Source organism: Pseudomonas sp. GM79 (genome assembly GCF_000282495.1).
Classification (GTDB): Bacteria; Pseudomonadota; Gammaproteobacteria; order Pseudomonadales; family Pseudomonadaceae; genus Aquipseudomonas.
The window spans coordinates 29,517-52,554 of sequence record NZ_AKJE01000042.1 but is presented as its reverse complement, the minus strand read 5'-3'; the positions used below and the strand labels follow the sequence as shown (position 1 = coordinate 52,554).

The 23,038-nt window shown below is 54.0% G+C and carries 23 protein-coding genes; all 23 read right to left on the bottom strand.

Annotated elements, in window-relative coordinates:
• Positions 1 to 10: 10 nt before the first annotated feature.
• The 23 genes from PMI36_RS16215 to serC all read right to left on the bottom strand — a co-directional run bounded on the left by PMI36_RS16215 (position 11) and on the right by serC (position 22,904).
• A complete protein-coding gene (locus PMI36_RS16215; protein ID WP_008071648.1) occupies positions 11 to 823 on the bottom strand; it encodes a glycosyltransferase family 2 protein in 813 nt (270 codons plus the stop codon).
• Positions 824 to 833: 10 nt separating this feature from the next.
• Positions 834 to 1,190 (bottom strand): SMR family transporter, encoded by a 357-nt coding sequence (locus PMI36_RS16220; RefSeq protein ID WP_008071646.1) that lies wholly within the window; start codon positions 1,188 to 1,190, stop codon positions 834 to 836.
• Positions 1,187 to 2,023, bottom strand: a complete 837-nt coding sequence (locus PMI36_RS16225; RefSeq protein ID WP_008071644.1) for a sugar phosphate isomerase/epimerase family protein — start codon at positions 2,021 to 2,023, stop codon at positions 1,187 to 1,189. The genes PMI36_RS16220 and PMI36_RS16225 overlap by 4 nt, the downstream gene beginning before the upstream one ends.
• A complete protein-coding gene (locus tag PMI36_RS16230; RefSeq protein ID WP_008071643.1) occupies positions 2,020 to 2,814 on the bottom strand; it encodes a hypothetical protein in 795 nt (264 codons plus the stop codon). Before PMI36_RS16230 ends, PMI36_RS16225 begins: the two co-directional genes overlap by 4 nt.
• A complete protein-coding gene (locus PMI36_RS16235; protein WP_008071642.1) occupies positions 2,811 to 4,049 on the bottom strand; it encodes a hypothetical protein in 1,239 nt (412 codons plus the stop codon). Before PMI36_RS16235 ends, PMI36_RS16230 begins: the two co-directional genes overlap by 4 nt.
• The gene (locus PMI36_RS16240; protein WP_008071641.1) at positions 4,033 to 5,169 is read right to left on the bottom strand and encodes an FAD-dependent oxidoreductase; all 1,137 of its coding nucleotides are present in this window, start codon (positions 5,167 to 5,169) and stop codon (positions 4,033 to 4,035) included. The genes PMI36_RS16235 and PMI36_RS16240 overlap by 17 nt, the downstream gene beginning before the upstream one ends.
• Complete coding sequence (locus PMI36_RS16245) at positions 5,169 to 6,194, bottom strand: glycosyltransferase (protein ID WP_008071637.1); 1,026 nt, start codon at positions 6,192 to 6,194, stop codon at positions 5,169 to 5,171. Before PMI36_RS16245 ends, PMI36_RS16240 begins: the two co-directional genes overlap by 1 nt.
• A 298-nt stretch (positions 6,195 to 6,492) precedes the next feature.
• Positions 6,493 to 7,563: an acyltransferase family protein gene (locus PMI36_RS16250; RefSeq protein WP_008071634.1), complete on the bottom strand. Its 1,071-nt coding sequence runs from the start codon at positions 7,561 to 7,563 to the stop codon at positions 6,493 to 6,495.
• Positions 7,564 to 7,624: 61 nt separating this feature from the next.
• Positions 7,625 to 8,650: an MraY family glycosyltransferase gene (locus PMI36_RS16255; protein WP_008071632.1), complete on the bottom strand. Its 1,026-nt coding sequence runs from the start codon at positions 8,648 to 8,650 to the stop codon at positions 7,625 to 7,627.
• On the bottom strand, positions 8,647 to 9,609 hold the full coding sequence (locus PMI36_RS16260) for a UDP-glucose 4-epimerase family protein (RefSeq protein WP_008071630.1): 963 nt from the start codon (positions 9,607 to 9,609) through the stop codon (positions 8,647 to 8,649). Before PMI36_RS16260 ends, PMI36_RS16255 begins: the two co-directional genes overlap by 4 nt.
• Positions 9,606 to 10,529: a glycosyltransferase gene (locus PMI36_RS16265; RefSeq protein ID WP_008071628.1), complete on the bottom strand. Its 924-nt coding sequence runs from the start codon at positions 10,527 to 10,529 to the stop codon at positions 9,606 to 9,608. The genes PMI36_RS16260 and PMI36_RS16265 overlap by 4 nt, the downstream gene beginning before the upstream one ends.
• Before the next feature lie 56 nt (positions 10,530 to 10,585).
• Entirely contained in the window at positions 10,586 to 11,476 is an 891-nt protein-coding gene (gene rfbA / locus PMI36_RS16270; RefSeq protein ID WP_008071626.1) for a glucose-1-phosphate thymidylyltransferase RfbA, read from the bottom strand.
• Complete coding sequence (gene rfbD / locus PMI36_RS16275) at positions 11,473 to 12,366, bottom strand: dTDP-4-dehydrorhamnose reductase (protein WP_008071624.1); 894 nt, start codon at positions 12,364 to 12,366, stop codon at positions 11,473 to 11,475. Before rfbD ends, rfbA begins: the two co-directional genes overlap by 4 nt.
• On the bottom strand, positions 12,363 to 13,439 hold the full coding sequence (gene rfbB / locus PMI36_RS16280; protein WP_008071621.1) for a dTDP-glucose 4,6-dehydratase: 1,077 nt from the start codon (positions 13,437 to 13,439) through the stop codon (positions 12,363 to 12,365). Before rfbB ends, rfbD begins: the two co-directional genes overlap by 4 nt.
• A gap of 226 nt (positions 13,440 to 13,665) precedes the next feature.
• Positions 13,666 to 13,905, bottom strand: a complete 240-nt coding sequence (locus PMI36_RS16285; RefSeq protein WP_008071619.1) for a LapA family protein — start codon at positions 13,903 to 13,905, stop codon at positions 13,666 to 13,668.
• A gap of 27 nt (positions 13,906 to 13,932) precedes the next feature.
• The gene (gene ihfB / locus PMI36_RS16290; protein WP_007899751.1) at positions 13,933 to 14,229 is read right to left on the bottom strand and encodes an integration host factor subunit beta; all 297 of its coding nucleotides are present in this window, start codon (positions 14,227 to 14,229) and stop codon (positions 13,933 to 13,935) included.
• 150 nt (positions 14,230 to 14,379) lie between these two features.
• Positions 14,380 to 14,658 (bottom strand): hypothetical protein, encoded by a 279-nt coding sequence (locus PMI36_RS16295; RefSeq protein WP_008071618.1) that lies wholly within the window; start codon positions 14,656 to 14,658, stop codon positions 14,380 to 14,382.
• A gap of 217 nt (positions 14,659 to 14,875) precedes the next feature.
• Positions 14,876 to 16,558 (bottom strand): 30S ribosomal protein S1, encoded by a 1,683-nt coding sequence (gene rpsA / locus PMI36_RS16300; RefSeq protein ID WP_008071617.1) that lies wholly within the window; start codon positions 16,556 to 16,558, stop codon positions 14,876 to 14,878.
• A 119-nt stretch (positions 16,559 to 16,677) separates the two neighbouring features.
• Complete coding sequence (gene cmk / locus PMI36_RS16305) at positions 16,678 to 17,367, bottom strand: (d)CMP kinase (RefSeq protein ID WP_008071616.1); 690 nt, start codon at positions 17,365 to 17,367, stop codon at positions 16,678 to 16,680.
• Positions 17,364 to 19,571 carry a bifunctional prephenate dehydrogenase/3-phosphoshikimate 1-carboxyvinyltransferase gene (locus PMI36_RS16310; protein ID WP_008071615.1) on the bottom strand — a complete coding sequence of 736 codons (2,208 nt, stop codon included), beginning with the start codon at positions 19,569 to 19,571 and terminating at the stop codon, positions 17,364 to 17,366. Before PMI36_RS16310 ends, cmk begins: the two co-directional genes overlap by 4 nt.
• 28 nt (positions 19,572 to 19,599) lie before the next feature.
• On the bottom strand, positions 19,600 to 20,712 hold the full coding sequence (hisC, locus tag PMI36_RS16315; protein WP_008071614.1) for a histidinol-phosphate transaminase: 1,113 nt from the start codon (positions 20,710 to 20,712) through the stop codon (positions 19,600 to 19,602).
• Between the two features lie 12 nt (positions 20,713 to 20,724).
• Positions 20,725 to 21,819, bottom strand: coding sequence for a prephenate dehydratase (gene pheA, locus PMI36_RS16320; RefSeq protein WP_008071613.1), 1,095 nt, complete (start codon positions 21,817 to 21,819; stop codon positions 20,725 to 20,727).
• Positions 21,819 to 22,904 carry a 3-phosphoserine/phosphohydroxythreonine transaminase gene (gene serC / locus PMI36_RS16325; protein ID WP_008071612.1) on the bottom strand — a complete coding sequence of 362 codons (1,086 nt, stop codon included), beginning with the start codon at positions 22,902 to 22,904 and terminating at the stop codon, positions 21,819 to 21,821. Before serC ends, pheA begins: the two co-directional genes overlap by 1 nt.
• Positions 22,905 to 23,038 lie beyond the last annotated feature (134 nt).

Genomic DNA, 23,038 nt, shown 5'->3' with positions numbered 1-23,038 from the left:
CTGCGTAAAATTAGCGACCTGGGTTATATTTACCCAAGCACGCGCTAAACAAAACACTCAACACCGACAAATTGCCTTTGAAAGCGCTGATCTTCGTTGGGACCTCACCCTTCGGATAACGACGCTCTGTTGCTAACTCCACACAACGATAACCTAACTTTGGTGCACGGTAAGAAAGGTAGGCCAATAGTTCGTATGTATTAAATACATCGCGAAATATTGCCACCTTTGGGTCGAGAAGCATTTTTCGACTATAAGCACGGAAACCCTGAGTGGTGTCTGTCCATTTGAAGCCGGAAAAAAGACTTAGCATAGGCGCGTGGATGAATCTGATAGCAAAGTCTCTGGAGAGTGGTGTATTGACCGCTACGCCGCCTTCCAAATAACGAGAAGCCTGTACAAAGTCGACACCGGCAGCCAATGCTTCAATAAAGCGATGAATGGCAGCAGGATCATCTTTATCATTACCATCAATGGTAATGATACCTGTATAGCCTTGCTCAAGCGCAAATGCGTAGGCACAACGCAATTGGGCACTCAACTTCCCCGCCCCCGTTTTAAGGATGAGGCCTCGTACCCTGGCCTCTTGCAACGATTGCAACGCCAGTGATCCATCAGTGCTGCCGCCATCAACAATCAAAATATCGGCTGCCAAATGAATGTCACATGCCGCCATTCGAGCGAGCAGGTTCTTGATTCTTTCACCTTCATTAATAACAGGGATAATGACGCAATTCTGATGTTCGCGCCCCAACCACAACGGCACTTCGAATGCAGGAACTTGCCAGTTGTGACGATTTTCGATAGGTTCAGACGATGTCATATATTTACCATCAGGCTACACGAGCAGTAATCAACGCTACACCGGTGATTACCAAAAAAATTCCAGCGCCTGTTGTCCAGTGAAAAGATTCACGAAAAAACAAAGCGGAAAACAATGCTACGGTTGCAATGGCCCCAGCCGTCAGCACAGGGTGAGCAACATTCAGCGGGAGACGCGCCAACGCAGCGGCATAAAGTAGAAAGGCCCCCCCATATAGCAACAACCCCAACCAGAACGGCCAATTGCTCAGTGAGCCCAAGGGATCGCTAAATGACGGAAACTTCCTCGGCGGCATCATCGCCATCTTCACCAGAACACTGGCAGAGGCATTACTGAGAATACCCAAGATCAGAATCAGCCATTTCATGCCCCCACCTCCGCCGCATCGGCACGGTAGTGCTTAATAGCGACGTCTAGCGATCGCTTGATCGAAAGCAAATGTGGTTCGTCTACGGTTGCAAGCGTTTCAATACTCACCACATCAAGCGCCAAGTATTTGCGGATAGCCTCATTCATTTCTTGATGCTTGGCCGTTCCGTCGCCCAGCGGCACCAGGTCTGGCTCACTGATATGGATATGCCCGATAAGCGAGGAGTGACTTCGAAGCACTTCATCCGGACTTTCGCCGTTTAGAGCGAGCGCCCCCGTATCAAACTGCATCTTAATGGCAGGGTGCGCTACCTCACGGACTACTTCAGCCGTTTCGTCGCATGTCGTCATGAAGTTCGCACCATAGTGCGTCGGATTTGGCTCAAGGCAAATCTGAACCCCGGCCAGTTGTGCGATAGCGCCCAGATCGCGAAAGAATGGTACCGCCACCTCAAGAACCTGTTGATCATCAAGTCCAGACCGATCTCGATTTTTCGGTGAACCAAAGACCAGCCGCGTAGCACCTAAACCCGCCCCGATATGGCATACAGCTCTCAAGTGATCCAGCATCGCTTCTCGGGATTGCGGCGACCCAAAGACATTCAGTCCAGTGGTACCGAACAATAAAGCCTGCATGCCTGTGATCTCAACTCCGCGCTCGGCCCACTTGTGGCGAACTCGCAAAATATCGTCATCACTGGTATTGAGAGGATTAGGGAAATATTTACCTGGCGCCACATCTATCGCGTCGATATCCAAAGTCTGCAGCAACTGCCCAATGGCTTCATCTTCGCTGATGTCCCACGCAATATTGGAGATGGCAATCCTCATGGCTTACCTCCCGCTGCATTCGTATTCGCCAAGGGCTCGGATTGAGCGTACGCACGTACCGCCTGAATGGTTTCACGAGCACTGTATTGATAGCGCCCACTGACACCGAACAGCCCTGCATGTCTGGTTTGCATATTGTAGATCGCCGGAGCCTTGGCCAGATGATTGTCAAATTCCTTGCCAAAACCTTGCAGCGACACCTCTGCAACACTTACCGCCTCAGCCGTAAAATGAACCAGTTTCAAACCCGCTGAAAGGGCGATGAGGATGTCCGACCAGAGATTGACCATCGGGTAGAACTGAAACACGCCACGACTATCAATAGCGGTCAGATTATTATTGTTCAGGAAGTCAAAAATCACATTCTTGCGCAATCCTGGCCCTACGAGACCAGGCAATCGAACGATAAGATAATTCTCGAAATGAGACTCAACAAACTTCTCTAACAACCGACGATGCAAGCCATAGGCATGGAGCTCTGTCTCATCCACCATCGTATCTTCGTCGACACCGTCGCTGTCTTTAAAGACATCGATTGTACTAATCAAGATAAACGTTCGACAGTGCATGCTTTTAAGATGCGCAATCAAACCTTCAATTTTTTGAAGATCTTGTTCGGGCTCAAGATTGGCGATCCATTTTTGTGCCGGCGCCCCGGCACAAACAACAGTATCAAACGACATGCCGTCAATATTGGATATATCAGTCGAGCGATAAACTGAAGAAAACTCAGCTTGTTTGAGGAGAGTCCCCCCCACAAAGCCGGAATAACCAATCAATGCATTACTCATACCTTGACACCTACTCGAGAGCTCAAATATACGACAACCTTATTAAAATAAAGTGTAAATAGCATAATAAAAGAAAAACCTAGTGTTAGCGCAAAGACATACCAGTCGTACATATCATGCCACATCATGTGCTGGTAGGCAAAAACATACCAAGACGCGTAGCCTATAAAACCAAAAAGATAGATAGCCAATTCATTCCAATCCATATGCTTAAAGCGAATCAGCATAGATCCAATCATCAATATAATGATATTTATCTCGCTCAACACCGTCCAAGTATTCAGTATTGAGAAGCCAGACAGTGACCACCGATAGGTCATCACATTATAGAAAGCGAGTGTCAGTGGTTTCGCTACACCTGTGGTACTTGCCGTGCGCTTAGACAACGCAGAAAAAACGTTACTGCTTGCACCAGTCACAGAAAGTCCAGTTTCAATCATGCAAAGTCCTACGTGTATCATTAAAACACTTACAAACGCGAGCACGATCAAACCAAAAACCATCGCCATACTTTTCAGCTTCTTAAACAAACCACCATGGCTAAATACGAACGCAGAAAATGCAGAGACCAGAGCGAATACTGTAGCAAACTCGTATCCTCTAAAAAAATACAGCAAACCAGCAACGAATACAAAAACAGGATTTATCTTTCCTTTTACATAAGCCCCATAGGCCACAATAATAGCCGGCAAGATCATCAAACCAGGTACAAAGTAAAGATTCTGGGAAAAGAAAACAAACCCGCTACCCGACGCAACCAGCAAAGGCACAGGCCAGAATATTTTAAGGTTATTTTTCTTGCACCAGAGATACAAAAAACCCAATAAAACAACGGCAAAAAACAATCCATTTACCAATTTTAGAAAAATAAAATAGTATTGAAACTTGTCGTAATCCTGAACACCGATAAAGCTTGCCAACACACTGGCAGGCACCGTTTGCAAGGCGAGATTAGAGTAGTATTTTTTATAACCATTTTCGTAACTTGTGTAATCACCAAAACTATAGCTATCTGCAACGATAGGAAAAAAACCCAACCCTGGCGTTAGCACATTCTTTCTAATCGTATTTCTGACGATATACTCCGAAAACGAGTCCCCCCTATCCTCATACTTGCCATCACCGTCTCCGTAAACACTTCGCACACTGGAAGGATTGAAAACCCAGAAAAAAATGACGACAAGCACGCAGAGAAAAAGGAAGGCCTTATTCTTGCCATTAATTATTGCTGTCAATTTCAATCCCCTCAATCAGTTGCAAAATGTCATAAATGTTGTCGATTTTTCCGCCCAATACCGAGTAGCAATTAGGTAGCCCAGCATACCGTTCAAAAAATATAGGCCTGCCGTCATCTCCTTCATTCTTGGTCAGGACGGTTTTGACCTCGAACAGAGAATCCTGATAAACAGAGGACAGAACAGATGGAATATAACGCCCCACGTCTCTAACCATTCGATCTACACGGCTTTGGCGCCTGTAATCACTCAGACGCCCATAAGGATCAAGCCCACGGCAATCGTTCCAGTTCAAGTGTGGCGTATAGCGTACGTGCGATAGCGAGTGGAGACCGCGGGCGGGGAACGGCATCATGGAAAAAAACGGACCATCCATAACGGTGATCCCTAATCCTTCCAGATCGGTTGGCATTTTCATCAATGCCATCTCGGTAATTTCCTGTTTCAGGCTCGCCTTAATGACAGGAAAATCCCCTCCAATTTGATTCAGACCGCTGTAAGTACAGTTAAAAACATACCGACAAAATAACTCCTCCTGCTCGCCATCGCCAACATCAGTCGCGACCCGAAGCAAGGCGCCCTCATTTTTATGTATGGCGGTCGCACGGCGTCCATATCGAACCTGAACACCACTTTCTTTCAACTCCTTTACAGCCCAACTGGCTAATTTCAGGGAATCGAATGCATACTCTTCTACTCTATAGACTTCCTCAATCAGTCGCGGCTCAAACAACGCACTCAAGGATGCGGGAGCTGGCTCAATTCCGGCGCCAATATCTTTGCAGAATCGCTCAAACTGTTTTGCGGTGACCTTGGAATTTTTTCGGGAGATTGCGTACAGCTTGATAAAATCTTTATTAATAGCCTCGGGCCAGTCTGAAACGAATCGAGGGAGATTAATACGGCTTCGATAAGCCGTCGTAAAACTGCGTGGATAGTGATAACCGTTATGTACCCGGGCCTGATTATTATAAGAGGCCCGCATCATTAACTTGGGTTCTCGCTCCAAAATTACAACACGTTTCAATCCTCGGGCCCGCGCGAGATATGCAGCAATTGCCGCGCCATAGAAACCACCGCCAATAACAACAGCGTCGAAGTTCTTATCCGCTAGCAACATCAGGAAGCCCGATGCTTGGATGAAACCAACGAATTGGCTGGTATCGACCCGGCCTCTTCGATATTCAATTTTTCATGGCGCGTCATAACGGCGCTCGTAAACTCTTGACCTACATGATAAGGAGGCCCTTCATTCGACAGGCTTGCCATATTTAGAATGTATTCACCCAGCACTAGCAACACGAGCGAAATAAGGAAGAACATTCCCGATTGCTGAAGTGAAAAACTGATCCATCCGGGCGCTACATCGGACTTGAAAATACCGACCGCGACAACGTAGACACAATAAATAAGATTTGCGATAGCACCGAACAACGATAAAGAAGTGACCATGCGCATGGGCGCTCGTGTTGTAGAAACTAACAGTCTCATACCACGGTCAACACTTTCACCCAGCCGCTTGGTTTGAGCGGTTTTCGGTGTAGAACTGTAATTTAAATACGAGCGAGCAAACCCCCCGGTTGCAGGAAGGTGTCGATAGGTCATCGCTGGTTGCGGGTGCTGAAGAATAAAATTGATGACCCGCTTGCTCAAAATCCTGTACTGCGGCGCCTCTTTGGCAAGATGAATACCATTGAACCAACTGTAGAGGCCATGAAAAATCGAGAAAGCACCTCTGTAGGCCAGACTCTGTTTCGGCTTTTGCTCATTATTGGCAAAAACCACATCCGACCCACCCACCGCCTGATCAAGCATTTGCGGTAAAAATGCAATGTCATCCATCAAAGGGTCAATGACAACTACGAAGTCACCCAGCGCACTTTCCAAACCAACCCAGGATGCTGTGTCGTTATCAACTTCCTTGGTCAGCGCATAGACCTGCAAGTTAGCCAATCCATTTTCGCCAGTAATCCGTTTCATAACGGCAATACTATTATCATCTGAAGCATTGTCGACAACAATCAACTCATAATCACTGACAAGACCGGAAATGACAGCAGCCGCTTGCGTCATGATGCTTTCAATATTCTCAGATTGATTGCGAACCACGAACACTACTGACAAAAAACAAGGGAAAAATTCCATTTCTAAATCTCAAATTCAAACAGAAAATTAGTCAGTCATCAATTTTGCACTATAGCCTCAGCCCTTGTGCACTACCTTTGCACCGTCACATGCGGCACTCAGCCTTGCTTTTACGAGGTGATGATACGCACCTGCAACGACCATACAAAACCCTTTGTGGAACCAAGAGTACCATCTTCGCTCTTGGCCACAGCAGCCAACTGGACCACGCCCCTTCCGCCGGTGCCCGTCCAAACGACTGAAATCAATACTCAAACCGCCTTGGCCGCTATGCCTTAACCTCGTCGAGCCAAAGGACTCATGAGAGACGCTCGCGCAACGCCAGGAATTTTCTTTCGTACAATTCATAAATCAAAAACGCGCTCAGGAACGTCAAAGAAACGTACAGCGCCCAAGATAACACGCACATGATCGTCGATGACGGCGCGGGTAAGAAATATCGGATCGCCAGCAGTACAGGCAAATTCGTCAAATAGGCCGAAAATGACCATCTGGCAAGTCTCGATACCATACCATCCAGCGTCTGTGGGATCTTGGCATTCATCCCCGATACGATTAATGCAGCACACCCCAGTGATGCAATATTGAAAATAAAAATCCTGAAAAAAACACTTTGATTCAAAAATGAATCTGGTTGTGCCACCACATAAATAGAAAGCACAAACAAAGGGATAAAGAATAGCGCCACTCTTTGGAAAACACGCCTCCAGTGCCACAAGTACGCGTAAATCCAAGCCACCAGCACGCCCACCATCAGTGCATCCAATCGCAACAGTGAAATCTTCCTAACACCGTCATCAAACGTCGGGTTCGTAGTGAAGACCACGTATCCGCGAGCGCCTATCGAAAAAACCAGAATAGTAAGCGCACCGCTCAACATCGCCAGTCGAGGCTTCTTCTGGATCAGTAAAAACACCCCGACAACCAGAGGCGTGATCAGATAAAAGATCTCTTCAACCGCCAGACTCCAGGCTTCTGGAAAAAAGCCAGGGTGCTGCCAAGCAAGATTCTGCGTGAAGGTCAGGTACATCAGCAAATCAGGTATTACATTTGGCCGAATACTGAACAGCAGCAAAAAATTGATGGCGACGAACAATACGTAGTTAGGCACTGTTCTGAACCAGCGTCTTGTCCAAAAGTTAGGGACCCACCCAAAACTGCTGTTGGAGGCCTCAACCTTGCTGATCATGATAGAGCCGATGAGAAAGCCCGATAACACAAAAAACAGTTCCACGCCCAAGAAGCCACCAAACTTGAAGGTTTGTGTCCACGGTGCAATCGGAATCAGAAAAACTCTTCCATGGGACAGCAATACCAAGCAGATAGCCAGCGCGCGACATACGTCCAGCCAAGGGACTCGGTTCTTCATTCTTCATTCCTTGGTGGTTTGGATCAATCACGGGAGGATCAGAATCGGGAGGCGTTGAACGTTAATCGTCTGCTGCCAATTCCAGGCTACCGGCTTTGAATAGGCAGGCCGCACCGATTAACGGCAAATAGGCGAGAAGCACCCCAAGCAAAGGCTCCAAGCGCTGCAAGCCGACCAGCAAGCCTATCGGCCATAACCATATAAGATTAATGGCAACAATTGCGACGGTCACTTTCTTATGACTTTTGAAAAGACGTGAGGCGTATTGGTAGGCATGACTGCGATGAGCTTGGGAAACCGCATCCCCACGGATCAAACGTCGGAGTAAGGTCCAAGTCGCGTCGACAATAAATGCACCCAACATAATTACCCAGACCCAGAACATTTGCGGGGCTACCCAAGCGGCACTCAGTGATAACACCGCAAGGATCAATCCTAGAAAACCACTACCCGCATCTCCCATGAATATTTTTGCAGGCGGGAAGTTCCAGTAAAAAAACCCTGCAACCGCTCCCGCAAGCATTAAGGGTACCCAGACAATTGCAGCGTGGCCGGCAAGCCAATAGATCATGGCAGCACCGACACACGCACAGATTGCTTCAGCGCTCGCTAACCCGTCGATACCATCCATGAAGTTGTAAAGGTTAAGCATCCAGACCAAGTAAATGGCCGCCAGAATATTACCAAACCATCCAAGATTAATCGTGCTACCAAAAAATACGAGAGGTGCAAGTCCGTTCAACCAGGAGAGCGCCCACGCGGCTGCGATGAAGTGCCCTAACAGACGCCATCGAGCGGCGATATGACCATGGTCGTCGGCAAATCCAATAATCGCTACCAATAATCCGGAACCGAGTAATGCGTACAATTCGGCAGAACTCATCATGTCCAAACCTGTAAGGATCAGGAGCGCACCCACGAAACTTACAACAATTGCCACCCCTCCTCCACGTGGTGTAGGGACGGAATGCGAACTGCGTGCATTGGGTATGTCAATCAAGCTCTTGGCCAACGCATAACGGCGCAGCAACAGAGTCAAAAACCAGGAAGCGACAAATACTGCGAGTAGCGCCCACCAAAAAGTCATTTCGTTTGCTTTTCCAGATAATGGCCAGCGGTCTGACGCATGGCTTTTTCGATGTTGATGGTTGGCGTCCAGCCCAGTATCTCGCGATTTTTACTGATATCGACCTGCAACGATCCGCAAATACGTTGCACGATGGTCTGCTTGCCCAACGCCAATGCCGCCAGCTTCAGCAGCCATTCGGGCAACGGTAACAACCAGGCCCTTTTTCCCAAGGCAGACGCCAGGCGCCGTAGCAACTGAGTGGTAGACAAGTCCTCACCATCGCTGACCAGAAAGATCTGATTGGCTGCCGCCGGATGCTCAATGCAGGTGACGATCAAATCAATCAGATTTCCAATCGCAACCAAGCTACGCCGGTTGCGAATCGCCCCCAGCGGCAGTGGAACCCCTTTGTTGAGCCAGCTCAACATGCTCAGAAAATTAGCCTTCACTCCCGGCCCGTAGACCAGTGGCGGGCGAATAATGACAACCTCCATCCCGGTGTCGAGGCTGAGCTGCTTCAATGCCTCTTCGGCTTCGTACTTTGATACACCATAAGGATCGGCCGGAGCCGGAAAATCACTAGCCTTGAATGGCTTACCCAATACAGTGCTTTCACCATTGACCTTGATCGAACTGATGAAAATGAAGCGCTTTACCCCCGACTCAGCTGCGCGCCTTGCCAGTCGAAGGGTCCCCTCCACATTGACTTTGCGAAATTCGGTCAAGGCATCCACGGCAGTTTCATTCATCACATGTACGCGGGCAGCGGCATGGATGACGACTTGCACATCATTGAGGTTAGGTAATGCTTTTGAATCAGTCAGCTCAAAAGGAACGACTGTGCATAACCCGTTCAGCCGTGTTGCGCCGCGCGCCGCTGCAATGGGGGTGAACTTCTTGTCCAGCAGCAGCCTGAAAACCACTGCCTCGCCGACAAATCCGCTTGCCCCTGTCACCAGTATCTTTGGGGCATTCATTTAGCTTTGTACCCTATCAACGCCGTAGCCCAACAGATAAAAAAGAAGAACACTTTATCCCGCGCCCGGCGTCGGCATTGCCAGGCGCTGAAGGACAGTTTTATTAATTGCCGGTGGCGCAGATGCAACCACGTTTTGACGAACGGGTCTGTGTCACGCCCAACCAGACGAGCAATCATCCGCACCTGGTTAAACCACCAACCGTCGTGGATCGTTTTGTAACGGGCAATCAATGGGCTCAACCCCTTGTTAGCACCCACCTGATTACGCTCATGTTGGCGATAGTCCATGGATGGCAATGGATCGATGTACCAGCGATAGCCATGACTGCGGGCAAAAGCGTAGCAATACCAGTCATGCAAAGTGACTGCCTGCAGACGCTGCCAATTTTCAAGCATCGCCACTTTCAACGACTCTGCCAGTTTTTTGCTCAGCACATAGGTACAGCCCGGGCCTGCCGCTTCAAACAGGTAGTCCCATTCAACCTGGGGCTGGGCCTTGTCCAGCAAGTGGGTTCTGCCGTCTGGCCAGAAGGCCGTGACGTTGCTGGAATAGGCATCGACCTGGCGAGCTCGAATGGCGTCGACTGCACGCTGCAGTTTGTCCTTGTGCCAAACATCATCTTGATCGGCAAGGGAAATGAAATCGAAAGAGCCGAAGTCGACATCACGAATCAAACGAAAGAAGTTACGCGAGGCGCCCCCGAAGCTACCGGCATCCGGCAGAACGATCACTTGGTGATGCTCAGCCGAATAAGCCGCACACCAGGCCTCGGTACCATCAGTGGAAGGATCGATACTGATGTAAATGGTTACGTCGACAGCTGACTGGTCGAGGATCGAGGCCAACTGCTCCTCGATCCACTGCATGCCATTGTAGGCAGCCAGCAAAACCGCAACCTTGGGATGTTTTACTGGCATGCCATTCCTGTCTGGACCGGTTAAACGCTACTGTTCGAAAGGGCTGAGCCTTCGAATCAGTGGGAAGGCGAATCCAGTAGCTTCTGCAGGTACTGGCCATAGCCAGTCTTCTTCAGAGCATCAGCCTGAGTACCCAACTGCTCGGCACTGATCCAGCCATTGTGGTAGGCGATCTCTTCCAGGCACGCCACTTTCAGGCCTTGGCGCTGCTCGATGGTGTGCACGAAGTGACTGGCTTCCAGCAGCGAATCATGGGTGCCGGTGTCCAGCCAGGCGAAGCCACGGCCGAGCATTTCGACGTTGAGGGTCTTCTGCTCGAGGTAGGCACGGTTAATGTCGGTGATTTCCAGCTCGCCACGGGCAGAAGGCTTGATGCTCTTGGCGATGTCGACGACCTGGTTATCATAGAAGTACAAGCCAGTCACCGCGTAGGCAGATTTAGGCTTCAGCGGCTTCTCTTCGATGCTCAAGGCACGGCCGGCAGCGTCGAACTCGACTACACCGAAACGCTCCGGATCGGATACGTGGTAACCAAATACAGTCGCGCCATGCTCTTGAGTGCTGGCGGAACGCAGGTTCTCGGAGAAGTGCTGACCGTAGAAGATGTTGTCGCCCAGGATCAGGCAGCAAGGGTCTTTGCCGATGAACTCTTCGCCGATGATGAAGGCTTGTGCCAAGCCGTCCGGGCTAGGTTGCTCGGCGTAGGTCAGCTTGATGCCGTACAGGCTGCCGTCACCCAGCAATTTCTGGAACGATGGCAGGTCTTCTGGGGTGGAGATAATCAGGATTTCGCGCATACCCGCGAGCATCAGCACCGACAACGGATAGAAGATCATCGGCTTGTCGTAGATCGGCAGCATCTGCTTGGACACGCCGAGGGTCAACGGGTGCAGACGCGTGCCCGAGCCGCCAGCGAGAATGATGCCTTTACGATTTGTCGTGGTCATTTATTCAGGACTTCCATCAGCATTCGGGTGACGCCACTTTGCCAATCCGGCAAGTGCAGAGAAAAATTGTCGCGCAGCTTCTGAGTGTTCAACCGTGAGTTCAGAGGGCGGCGCGCCGGTGTTGGGTAGGCGGTTGTGTCGATCGGATTGATCGCCGTGACGGCAAGCTCTTCACCGTTGGCCTTGGCAAACCCGATCACATGGCTGGCATAGCCGTGCCAGGACACTTCACCGCTGGCCGCCAGATGATACAGGCCCGCCAGTTCAGGGCGTAGCTGGACCTGCTGAATGGCCTGTGCCGTTACGTCCGCAATCAAATCTGCGCCGGTTGGGGCACCGATCTGGTCAGCGATGACGCTCAGGGTGTCGCGATCCTTTGCCAGACGCAGCATGGTCTTGGCGAAGTTATTGCCGCGAGCGCCATAGACCCAGCTGGTGCGGAAGATCAGGTGCTTGCAGCCCGAGGCAATGATCGCTTGCTCGCCGGCCAGCTTGCTGGCGCCGTAGTGATTTACCGGGGCGACGGCATCTGTCTCTTGCCATGGCGTCAGGCCTTCGCCGCTGAACACGTAGTCGGTCGAGTAGTGAATCAGCCAGGCATCCAGGGATGCAGCCTCTTCAGCCATGACCTGGCTGGCTTGGCCGTTCACACGATCGGCCAGTTCGGTCTCTGATTCGGCTTTATCGACGGCGGTGTAGGCCGCAGCGTTGACGATGACATCCGGCTTGACCTGACGAATCGTTGCGCGCAGTGCATCGAGATCAGAAAGGTCGCCGCTCAAGCCATCGACCGGGTGACGATCGAGGGCGATCAACTCGCCAAGCGGCGCAAGGGAGCGTTGAAGCTCCCAGCCTACCTGGCCATTTTTTCCCAACAGGAGGATTTTCATGCTTTGTCCGAACGATCCGTGTAGTTCTGGTCGATCCATTGCTGGTAGCTGCCGCTCTTCACGTGAGCCACCCATTCAGTGTTGCTGAGGTACCACTCGACGGTCTTGCGGATACCGGTTTCAAAGGTTTCTTCCGGCGTCCAGCCCAGCTCGCGCTGGATTTTGCTGGCGTCGATGGCATAGCGCTGGTCGTGCCCCGGGCGATCCTGAACGTAGGTGATCAGGCTGGCATGGGGACGATGCGCGGAATCTGGACGCAGTTCGTCGAGCAGTGCGCACAGGGTATGCACCACTTCGATGTTTTGCTTTTCGTTATGGCCGCCAATGTTGTAGGTCTCGCCGATCACGCCTTCGGTCACGACTTTGTACAGTGCGCGGGCGTGGTCTTCGACGTAGAGCCAGTCACGGACCTGGTTGCCTTTGCCGTAGACCGGCAGAGGCTTGCCTTCCAGTGCGTTGAGAATGATCAGCGGGATCAATTTCTCTGGGAAATGGCAAGGGCCGTAGTTGTTCGAGCAGTTGGTCACCAGCGTCGGCAGGCCGTAAGTACGAGCCCAGGCGCGAACCAGGTGATCGGAGCTGGCCTTGCTGGCCGAATATGGCGAGCTTGGCTGATACGGTGTGGTTTCGGTGAAGAGGTCTTCCGGACCTTCGAGGTCTCCGTAGACTTCGTCGGTGGAAATATGGTGGAAGCGGAAGTTGGCTTTACGTGCATCATCCAGTGCCGCCCAATAGTGGCGTGCAGCTTCCAGCAAGGTGTAGGTGCCGATGATGTTGGTCTGGATGAATTCAGACGGACCGGAGATCGAGCGGTCAACGTGGGACTCTGCGGCCAGGTGCATGATGGCATCTGGTTGGTGCTCACGCAGGACACGGTCCACTTCATTACGGTCGCAGATGTCGACGCGTTCAAACACGTAACGCGAGTTCTGGCTGACTTCGGCCAGCGACTCAAGGTTACCGGCATAAGTCAGTTTATCGACGTTAACGACAGAGTCGGCAGTGTTGGAGATGATATGACGAATGACTGCCGAGCCGATGAACCCGGCGCCGCCGGTAACTAGAATTTTCACGCGAAACCATACCCTTAAGTTGCTGACAGGGCCGCCAACCGCGCACTGTCTAATCCATGAATGCAAAAGCCATCAAGTCAGCCGTGGCTTCTGACAGAGTCAGTCTGAACCGATTCGGGAACGCCCTATCGACCAAGCGCAGCATTTTACAGCTTAATGAAGGTTTTACTAATGGATATGGACAAGCCATGACGCAAATTCGACGCGTGTAACGGGTTTGTCGCGATCAGACAAGGCGCTTGCGTGAAGCCCTGGACGTACGCCCCAGAAACCAGCCGAGAATCGGCCCGATCACCATGCCAATCAGCAGCGCAATCACCATGACCAGCGAGACTGGCAACTGCGGGCCCGCCCAGCCCAGGAACAGCAGTGACACGCTTTGCTGGTTCTCAAGTACGAACGCCAGGATCGCGAGAACGAGCAACAGGACAAATATAGCGAGAAGTACGCGCTTGAGGTTACGCATCAGCGGTTCCTTGAAGTGCAGCAGCTGTCAAAGCCCCTCCTCCTCTTCCTCGTTCACGCGATCGCGCAGTTCTTTGCCTGGCTTGAAATGCGGAACGAACTTGCCGTCGAGGCTGACGGACTGACCTGTTTTCGGATTGCGGCCTACGCGCGGCGCGCGATAGTGCAAGGAGAAGCTGCCAAACCCACGGATCTCGATTCGATCACCGGTGGCCAGACATTGGGACATTTGCTCAAGCATGGTCTTGATGGCCAGCTCCACATCCTTGGATGAGAGCAGCCCTTGATGGGTGACAATTCGTTCGATCAACTCCGACTTCGTCATATTTTTCCCTTCTTTTTCAAGCAGCTAGGAAAAGCGCTTCAAAGGTTTTAGCATGCCCGGAGAAATTTGAACAGCCTGAGTTTTGACATATCTTTCCTCGTAATGAGGCGCCCGATTGCAGAACATCGGAACATTGCTCCAACCCGGCATTCATCTACAGATAACCAGCATGGTGCGCGTCAGATAACCCGCGGGATTGAAGCCGAAAGGGAATACATCCTCTTCCTTGGCATCATCGGACCTGACGACGACTTTATAACCTGCGCCCTTGCATTCCTTTGCAGCTCGCTTGTGGCACTTTTCCCATCCAGAGCCCAACCCGGAACAATCGATCTCTATGCCACTGACTCCGCGTACCGCATGAGTCTTGGCGCTTGTGGTACAGCCCGCTAATGTCAGTACTGCTATCACGACAATGAGCTTGTTCATTCGCTTCCTTATGCCGGGCGCAATGCCCAGCGGTCGTTCACTTCAGACTAAGCCTAGCCTCGAATAGATGATTGACCTGTATGAAGTTACAGACAACTTGTGTAGATCATTGGTTTCACGAAAGAAAAGCGGTGGTGTCAGCCCTCCTTGGGATTCACCAAATCGCAGACACAAAAAAGGGCGACCGAAGTCGCCCTTTTTCATGATCAAGCAGAACTTAGTTCTGTTTGGCCATTGCTTGCTTCAGCAGAGCAGCCATAGTGGTATCGGCTGGAGCATCCTGAACCGAGTTCAGGCTCTGGATAGCTTCTTTCTCTTCAGCATCGTCTTTCGACTTGATCGAGAGCTGGATTACGCGGCTCTTGCGATCAACGCTGATGATCTTGGCTTCAACTTCCTGGCCTTCTTTCAGAACGTTGCGCGCATCTTCAACGCGGTCACGGCTGATTTCGGAGGCTTTCAGGGTCGCTTCGATGTCGTCAGCCAGAACGACGATGGCGCCTTTGGCGTCAACTTCTTTCACGGTGCCTTTAACGATAGCGCCTTTGTCGTTAACCGAGACGTACTCGGAGAACGGATCGCTTTCCAGTTGCTTGATGCCCAGGGAGATGCGCTCGCGCTCTGGGTCAACCGACAGGATAACGGTGTCCAGCTCGTCGCCCTTCTTGAAGCGGCGAACGGCTTCTTCGCCCACTTCGTTCCAGGAGATGTCGGACAGGTGAACCAGACCGTCGATGCCGCCGTCCAGACCAATGAAGATACCGAAATCGGTGATCGACTTGATGGTGCCGGAGATTTTATCGCCCTTGTTGAACTGGCCAGAGAAATCTTCCCATGGGTTAGATTTGCACTGCTTGATGCCGAGGGAGATACGACGACGCTCTTCGTCGATGTCCAGAACCATGACTTCCACTTCGTCGCCGACTTGTACGACTTTCGAAGGGTGGATGTTCTTGTTGGTCCAGTCCATTTCGGAAACGTGTACCAGGCCTTCAACGCCTTCTTCCAGCTCAGCGAAGCAGCCGTAGTCGGTCAGGTTGGTTACACGAGCGGTAACGCGAGTGCTTTCTGGGTAACGGGCTTTGATAGCAACCCATGGATCTTCGCCCAGTTGCTTGAGGCCCAGGGAAACACGATTGCGTTCGCGATCGTACTTCAGAACCTTGACATCGATCTCGTCGCCAACGTTGACGATTTCGGAAGGATGCTTGATACGCTTCCAAGCCATGTCGGTAATGTGCAGCAGGCCATCGACGCCACCCAGATCGACGAATGCGCCGTAATCGGTGAGGTTCTTGACGATACCTTTGACTTGTTGGCCTTCCTGCAGGGATTCCAGCAGAGCTTCACGCTCGGCGGAGTTCTCGGCTTCGAGGACGCTGCGACGGGAAACGACAACGTTGTTGCGTTTCTGGTCGAGTTTGATGACCTTGAATTCCAGCTCTTTGCCTTCCAGGTGCGTGGTGTCGCGCACTGGACGGACGTCAACCAGAGAACCTGGCAGGAACGCACGGATGCCGTTAACGTCGACAGTGAAGCCGCCTTTAACCTTACCGTTGATAACGCCCTTGACCACTTCTTCGGCTGCGAAGGCTGCTTCCAGAACAATCCAGCATTCAGCGCGCTTGGCTTTTTCACGGGACAGCTTGGTTTCACCGAAGCCGTCTTCAACCGAGTCCAGAGCAACGTGAACTTCGTCACCGACGTTGATGTTCAGCTCGCCAGCATCGTTGTAGAACTGCTCAAGCGGGATGAGTGCTTCAGACTTCAGGCCAGCGTGAACGGTTACCCAGCGAGCCTGGTAATCGATATCAACGATAACACCGGTGATGATGGAGCCTGCCTGAAGGTTCAGGGTTTTTAGGCTTTCTTCAAAGAGTTCCGCAAAGCTTTCGCTCATTTTAATTCCTGTTGATAAGGGCGAAGAATACGCCCATCTCCACACCCCAGACGGTGTGGGTTAGTTTCATATGAAAGAAACACCGCAGGACTATGACTGGTCCCCTGCAGCTTTCTTGGTCACCCGGCGATATCGCGAATGGCGATCTCGCTCATGATGCGTTCCAGCACCTGATCGATGGATAATTCCGTGGAATCCAGCTGGATGGCGTCTGCCGCCGGTTTGAGCGGGGCTACCGCTCGCTGGGTGTCACGCTCATCGCGCGCACGTATCTCATCTAGCAGACTCGACAGACTAACACCATCGACTTTGCCCTTCAACTGCAAGTATCGACGGCGCGCACGCTCCTCGGCACTGGCGGTCAGGAAAATCTTCAACGGCGCGTCGGGAAATACCACCGTGCCCATGTCGCGACCATCGGCCACCAGACCCGGCGACTCCTGAAAGGCCCGCTGGCGCTGCAGCAGCGCTTCACGAACGGCGGGCAGCGCAGCGACCTGCGAGGCACCCGAGCCGATACTTTCGGTACGGATGACATCGCTGACTTCGTCGCCTTCCAGAATAATGCGCTGCAGCTGACCGTCGGTCGCCGCGATGAATTGCACATCCAGATGAGCGGCGAGCTTTTTGAGCAGTTCCTCATTCGTCAGGTCGACGCCATGGTTATGCGCCGCGAACGCCAGCAATCGATACAGCGCACCGGAATCCAGCAGGTTCCAGCCCAGGCGCTTGGCCAGCATGCCGGCAACAGTCCCCTTGCCAGAGCCGCTAGGCCCATCAATGGTTATAACCGGTGCGATGCTGATCACGACTGAGCCTCTTGCGCAACACGGATACCGACCTGCGCGCACAGCGCGAGGAAGTTCGGGAACGAGGTCGCGACGTTGGCGCAGTCATGGATGCGGATCGGTGCAGTGGCGCGCAGCGAAGCCACGCTGAAGGCCATGGCAATCCGGTGATCGCCGTGACCGTGCACTTCGCCGCCGCCGATCTGGCCGCCGTCGATGATGAGGCCGTCCGGGGTCGGCTCGCACTTGACACCCAGTGCCAGCAAACCGTCCGCCATGACCTGGATCCGGTCCGACTCCTTCACGCGCAGCTCTTCGGCGCCGCGCAGCACGGTGCGCCCTTCGGCACATGCAGCGGCCACGAACAGCACCGGGAACTCGTCGATGGCCAGTGGAACCAGCGCCTCGGGGATCTCGATACCTTTGAGTTTAGCTGCCCGTACGCGCAGATCCGCTACCGGCTCACCGCCCACTTCACGCTGGTTTTCCAGGGTGATGTCCGCACCCATCAGGCGCAGGATGTCGATCACACCGGTACGGGTCGGGTTGATGCCGACGTGCTCGAGCACCAGTTCCGAACCTTCGGCAATCGACGCGGCTACAAGGAAGAACGCCGACGACGAGATGTCGCCCGGCACTTCAATGTGGGTCGCGGTCAGCTTGTGGCCGGACTCGACCGATGCGGTCGCGCCATTGACGGTGACCGGGTAGCCGAAGCCGCGCAGCATGCGCTCGGTGTGATCGCGAGTCGGTGCCGGCTCGGTGACGGTGGTCTTGCCTTCGGCATACAGGCCCGCCAGCAACAGGCAGGATTTCACCTGGGCGCTGGCCATCGGCATGGTGTAAGTCAGACCCTTGAGCTTGTTGCCGCCACGAATGGTCATCGGTGGACGACCTTCAGCAGCGGTCTCGATCACGGCGCCCATTTCACGCAGCGGATTGGCCACGCGATTCATCGGACGCTTGGACAGAGAAGCATCGCCGGTCAGGGTGCTATCGAAGTTCTGCGCAGCCAAAAGGCCAGACAGCAGACGCATCGAGGTGCCGGAGTTACCCAGATAGATCGGGCCCGGCGCAGGCTTCAGGCCATGCAGGCCGACGCCGTGGATGGTCACACGACCGTGGTGCGGACCTTCGATGACGACACCCATGTCGCGGAAAGCCTGCAAGGTTGCCAGAGCGTCTTCGCCCTCGAGGAAACCTTCCACTTCGGTGACGCCTTCGGCCAGGGAACCGAGCATGATCGAGCGGTGGGAAATCGATTTGTCGCCCGGTACACGAATCCGCCCAGTCAGGCGGCCACCAGGTTGTGCCAGGAAAATCAGATCGTTGGAATTCATAGCGTCCACATAGGCCCGGCGGGCCAGGATTTTACTGAAATGCTCGCGGGCAACCCGGGCGCGCGTGAACACGCCCAATAATTGGTGCCCATCCCCTGCATCGACCGCGTCGCGCAAGGCGTCGAGGTCGCTGCGAAATGTATCGAGTGTGCGCAGGACAGCTTCGCGGTTGGCGAGGAAGATGTCGTGCCACATGACCGGGTCGCTTCCGGCGATTCTTGTGAAATCGCGGAAACCGCCCGCAGCGTAACGGAAGATCTCAAGATTTTCATTGCGTTTGGCCAACGAATCGACCAAACCGAACGCCAGCAAGTGCGGCAAATGGCTGGTCGCCGCCAACACTTCGTCGTGACGCTCGACCTGCATGTGCTCGACGTCGGCGCCCAATTCGCGCCACAACCGGTCAACCACTGCCAGCGCGGCCGGATCGGTCTGATCCAGCGGCGTCAGAATCACTTTATGACGACGGAACAGTTCGGCATTGGAGGCTTCCACCCCGCTCTGCTCGGAACCGGCGATCGGATGCCCCGGCACGAAGCGCGTCGGCATGCCGCCAAACGCCTCGGTCGCCGCGCGCACCACATTGCCCTTGGCGCTGCCGACGTCGGTCAGAATCGCTTGTCCCAGGTCCATGCCCGCCAACAGCGCGAGCAGTTTCTCCATGGCCAGGATCGGCACCGCCAGCTGAATCACGTCAGCGCCCTGGCAAGCCGCCGCCAGGTCTTCTTCGCAGCGATCCACCACGCCTAACTCGACCGCCAGCTTGCGCGACTGCGGGTCGAGATCGACCCCGACCACTTCGCGGCACAGACCGCTTTCACGCAGGCCTTTGGCAAACGAACCGCCGATCAAGCCCAGACCAACCACCACCAGGCGACCGATCATAGGTTGCGCAGATTGCAGCGCAGTGACATCAACCACGAGCCATAACCTTGGTCAGCGCCTCGAGGAAGCGGCTGTTTTCTGCCGGCAAACCGATGGTGATACGCAGGTGGTTCGGCATGCCATAGTTGGCCACCGGACGCACGATCACCCCTTCACGCAGCAACCCCTCGAACACTGGTGCCGCAACGCGACCCAGATCGACACAGATGAAGTTGCCTTTGGATGGAATCCAGCTCAACCCCAGCTCGCGGAAACCCGCTTGCAGCTGCTGCATGCCGGACTCGTTCAGGCGGCGGCTTTCGGCCAGGTACTCGACGTCTTGCAGAGCCGCACAAGCGGCGGCCAGCGCGAGGCTGTTGACGTTGAACGGCTGACGCACGCGGTTCAGCACATCGGCGACGATGGCCGAGGACAAGCCGTAACCGACCCGCAGCGACGCCAGACCATAGGCTTTGGAGAAGGTGCGCGAGACCAGCAGGTTCGGGTAGGCCGCCAGATAATCCAGACCATCCGGCAAGTCGCTGCCTTCGGCGTACTCGATGTAGGCCTCGTCCAGCACCACCAGCACATGGGCCGGCACGTCCTGCAGGAAATCATCCAGCGCCTGGGCGTCGAACCAGGTCCCGGTCGGGTTGTTCGGGTTGGCGATGAACACCACACGAGTATCGGCATCGATCGCGGCGAGCATGGCCGACAGATCATGCCCCCAGTCTTTGGCCGGGACTACTTTTGCCTGGGCACCGACGGCCTGGGTGACGATCGGATAGACCGCAAACGCATGCGCGCTGAACACCGCGTTCAGGCCTGGCGCCAGATAGGCACGCGCCACCAGCTCCAGAATGTCGTTGGAGCCGTTGCCCAGCGTTACCTGGTTGAGCTCGACGCGGCACTGATCGGCCAGCAGGGTCTTGAGCGCAAAACCGTTGCCGTCCGGATAGCGGGTCAGCTCGGTCAGCGCTTCGCGAATCGCTGCCAATGCCTTGGGGCTGGCGCCCAACGGGTTTTCGTTGCTCGCCAGTTTGACGATATTGGCCGGATCGAGGTTCAGCTCACGGGCCAGTTCGTCCACGGGCTTGCCCGGAAGGTAAGGCGAAAGTTGTTGCACGCCCGGCTGTGCCAGAGCGAGGAAGTTGCCACTCATTTGCTACCGCCCTTAGAGAACTGCTTTCGGGTAGGAACCCAGCACTTTGAGTGCTACTGCTTCCTGACTGATCTTTTCCAGTACACCTTTGACCAGCGGGTCGCGATGATGGCCGACGAAGTCGATGAAGAACACGTAGGTCCATTTACCGCTGCGCGACGGACGAGTCTCGATGCGTGTCAGGTCGATGCCGTTGTCATGGAACGGCACCAGCAACTCATGGAGCGCGCCGGGTTTGTTGCTCATGGACACGATGATCGAGGTCTTGTCGTCGCCGGTCGGCGGTACTTCCTGGCTGCCGATCATCAGGAATCGCGTGGAGTTGTCCGGACGATCCTCGATTTTTTCGGCCAGACGAGTCAACCCGTACAGACTGGCGGCCATGTCGCCAGCGATCGCCGCCGAGTTCCACTCACCCTTGACCCGCTTGGCCGCTTCGGCGTTGCTCGAAACCGCCACACGCTCGACATTCGGGTAATGGGCGTCCAGCCACTTGCGGCACTGGGCCAGGGACTGGGCGTGGGAATAGATGCGGCTGATGCTGTCTGTCTTGGTGTTTTCACCCACCAACAGGTGATGGTGAATCCGCAGCTCAACTTCGCCACAGATCACCATGTCGTGCTCGAGGAAGCTGTCGAGGGTGTGGTTGACCGCGCCCTCGGTGGAGTTCTCCACCGGAACCACGCCAAAGTTCACCGCACCGGCCGCGACTTCACGGAACACTTCGTCGATCGCCGCCATCGGCTTGCTGATCACGGCGTGACCGAAGTGCTTCATGGCTGCGGCTTGAGTGAAGGTGCCTTCAGGGCCGAGGTAAGCCACTTTCAGCGGCTGCTCGAGGGCCAGGCACGAGGACATGATTTCACGGAACAGCCGCGCCATCTCTTCGTTGCCCAGCGGCCCCTGGTTACGCTCCATTACACGCTTGAGCACCTGGGCTTCACGCTCAGGACGATAGAACACCGGCACTTCGCCTTCGGCCAGCGAGGCCATCTTTACTCGCGCAACTTCCTGGGCGCAACGTGCGCGCTCACTGATCAGCTCCAGGACTTTTTCGTCCAGAGCATCAATGCGCAGGCGCAGTGCCTTGAGTTCTTGCTCAGACATTAGCCGTGTTCCTTCTCGAACTCTGCCATGTACGAAACCAGTGCGTTGACCGCAACGATATCGACGGCGTTATAGATGGAGGCACGCATGCCGCCCACGGAACGGTGGCCTTTGAGGTTCAACAGGCCACGTTCGTCGGCACCGGCCAGGAACGGCTTGTCGAGACGATCGTCGGCCAGACGGAACGGCACGTTCATCCACGAGCGGTCCGGTTTGTTGATCGGGTTGCTGTACAAGCCGCTGGCGTCGATGAAGTCATACAGCGTGCGCTGCTTGACTTCATTGAGCTTGCCGATGGCTTCGACGCCACCCTGCTCTTTCAGCCACTCGAACACCAGGCCGGACAAGTACCAGGCCAGGGTTGGCGGGGTGTTGTACATCGAGCCGTTATCGGCCGCGACCTTGTAGTTGAGCATGGTCGGGCAAATGGAACGGGCGTGACCGAGCAGGTCTTCGCGCACGATGTTCACGACAATGCCGCTCGGGCCGATGTTTTTCTGCGCGCCGGCGTAGATCATGCCGAAACGCGAAACATCCACCGGACGCGAGAGAATGTCCGAGGACATGTCAGCGACCAGCGGCACATCACCGGTTTCCGGGATCCATTGGAATTCCAGGCCACCAATGGTTTCGTTCGGTGCGTAGTGAACGTAGGCCGCGTCTTTCGACAGCTTCCATTCGTTCTGGCCGGGGATGGCGAAATAGTCGTAAGGCTTGGCGGTGGCGGCAATGTTGACGTGGCCGTAGCGCGAGGCTTCTTCGATAGCTTTCTGCGACCAGATACCGGTGTCGATATAGTCGGCGGTGCCGCTTTCCGGCAACAGGTTCAGAGGAATCTGAGCAAATTGCTGGCTCGCGCCACCTTGCAGAAACAGCACTTTATAGTTCGAGGGGATATTCAGCAGATCACGCAGATCCTGCTCGGCCTTGGTGGCAATGGACACGAACTCATCGCTGCGATGGCTCATTTCCATGACCGACAAGCCCTTGCCGTGCCAATCAAGGAGTTCACCCTGGGCGCGCTTCAGGACAGCTTCGGGAAGCGCCGCAGGACCGGCACAGAAGTTATAGGCTCTCTTGCTCACATCCAATCTCGCTCTGATTTGGTGGATCGTACAAACATATCAGTCGACACAGATCCAATGTGGGAGCGGGCTTGCTCGCGAAAGCGGTGTAAGGCGACATCTGTGCTGAATGTCAGTCCGTCTTCGCGAGCAAG

What these genes read in the sequence shown, in the direction of transcription:
- PMI36_RS16215 (WP_008071648.1), bottom strand. Translation starts at nt 823, where the DNA reads ATGACATCGTCTGAACCTATCGAAAATCGTCACAACTGGCAAGTTCCT.
- PMI36_RS16220 (WP_008071646.1), bottom strand. Translation starts at nt 1,190, where the DNA reads ATGAAATGGCTGATTCTGATCTTGGGTATTCTCAGTAATGCCTCTGCC.
- PMI36_RS16225 (WP_008071644.1), bottom strand. Translation starts at nt 2,023, where the DNA reads ATGAGGATTGCCATCTCCAATATTGCGTGGGACATCAGCGAAGATGAA.
- PMI36_RS16230 (WP_008071643.1), bottom strand. Translation starts at nt 2,814, where the DNA reads ATGAGTAATGCATTGATTGGTTATTCCGGCTTTGTGGGGGGGACTCTC.
- PMI36_RS16240 (WP_008071641.1), bottom strand. Translation starts at nt 5,169, where the DNA reads ATGTTGCTAGCGGATAAGAACTTCGACGCTGTTGTTATTGGCGGTGGT.
- PMI36_RS16245 (WP_008071637.1), bottom strand. Translation starts at nt 6,194, where the DNA reads ATGGAATTTTTCCCTTGTTTTTTGTCAGTAGTGTTCGTGGTTCGCAAT.
- PMI36_RS16250 (WP_008071634.1), bottom strand. Translation starts at nt 7,563, where the DNA reads ATGAAGAACCGAGTCCCTTGGCTGGACGTATGTCGCGCGCTGGCTATC.
- PMI36_RS16255 (WP_008071632.1), bottom strand. Translation starts at nt 8,650, where the DNA reads ATGACTTTTTGGTGGGCGCTACTCGCAGTATTTGTCGCTTCCTGGTTT.
- PMI36_RS16260 (WP_008071630.1), bottom strand. Translation starts at nt 9,609, where the DNA reads ATGAATGCCCCAAAGATACTGGTGACAGGGGCAAGCGGATTTGTCGGC.
- PMI36_RS16265 (WP_008071628.1), bottom strand. Translation starts at nt 10,529, where the DNA reads ATGCCAGTAAAACATCCCAAGGTTGCGGTTTTGCTGGCTGCCTACAAT.
- rfbA (WP_008071626.1), bottom strand. Translation starts at nt 11,476, where the DNA reads ATGACCACGACAAATCGTAAAGGCATCATTCTCGCTGGCGGCTCGGGC.
- rfbD (WP_008071624.1), bottom strand. Translation starts at nt 12,366, where the DNA reads ATGAAAATCCTCCTGTTGGGAAAAAATGGCCAGGTAGGCTGGGAGCTT.
- PMI36_RS16285 (WP_008071619.1), bottom strand. Translation starts at nt 13,905, where the DNA reads ATGCGTAACCTCAAGCGCGTACTTCTCGCTATATTTGTCCTGTTGCTC.
- ihfB (WP_007899751.1), bottom strand. Translation starts at nt 14,229, where the DNA reads ATGACGAAGTCGGAGTTGATCGAACGAATTGTCACCCATCAAGGGCTG.
- PMI36_RS16295 (WP_008071618.1), bottom strand. Translation starts at nt 14,658, where the DNA reads ATGAACAAGCTCATTGTCGTGATAGCAGTACTGACATTAGCGGGCTGT.
- rpsA (WP_008071617.1), bottom strand. Translation starts at nt 16,558, where the DNA reads ATGAGCGAAAGCTTTGCGGAACTCTTTGAAGAAAGCCTAAAAACCCTG.
- PMI36_RS16310 (WP_008071615.1), bottom strand. Translation starts at nt 19,571, where the DNA reads ATGATCGGTCGCCTGGTGGTGGTTGGTCTGGGCTTGATCGGCGGTTCG.
- hisC (WP_008071614.1), bottom strand. Translation starts at nt 20,712, where the DNA reads ATGAGTGGCAACTTCCTCGCTCTGGCACAGCCGGGCGTGCAACAACTT.
- pheA (WP_008071613.1), bottom strand. Translation starts at nt 21,819, where the DNA reads ATGTCTGAGCAAGAACTCAAGGCACTGCGCCTGCGCATTGATGCTCTG.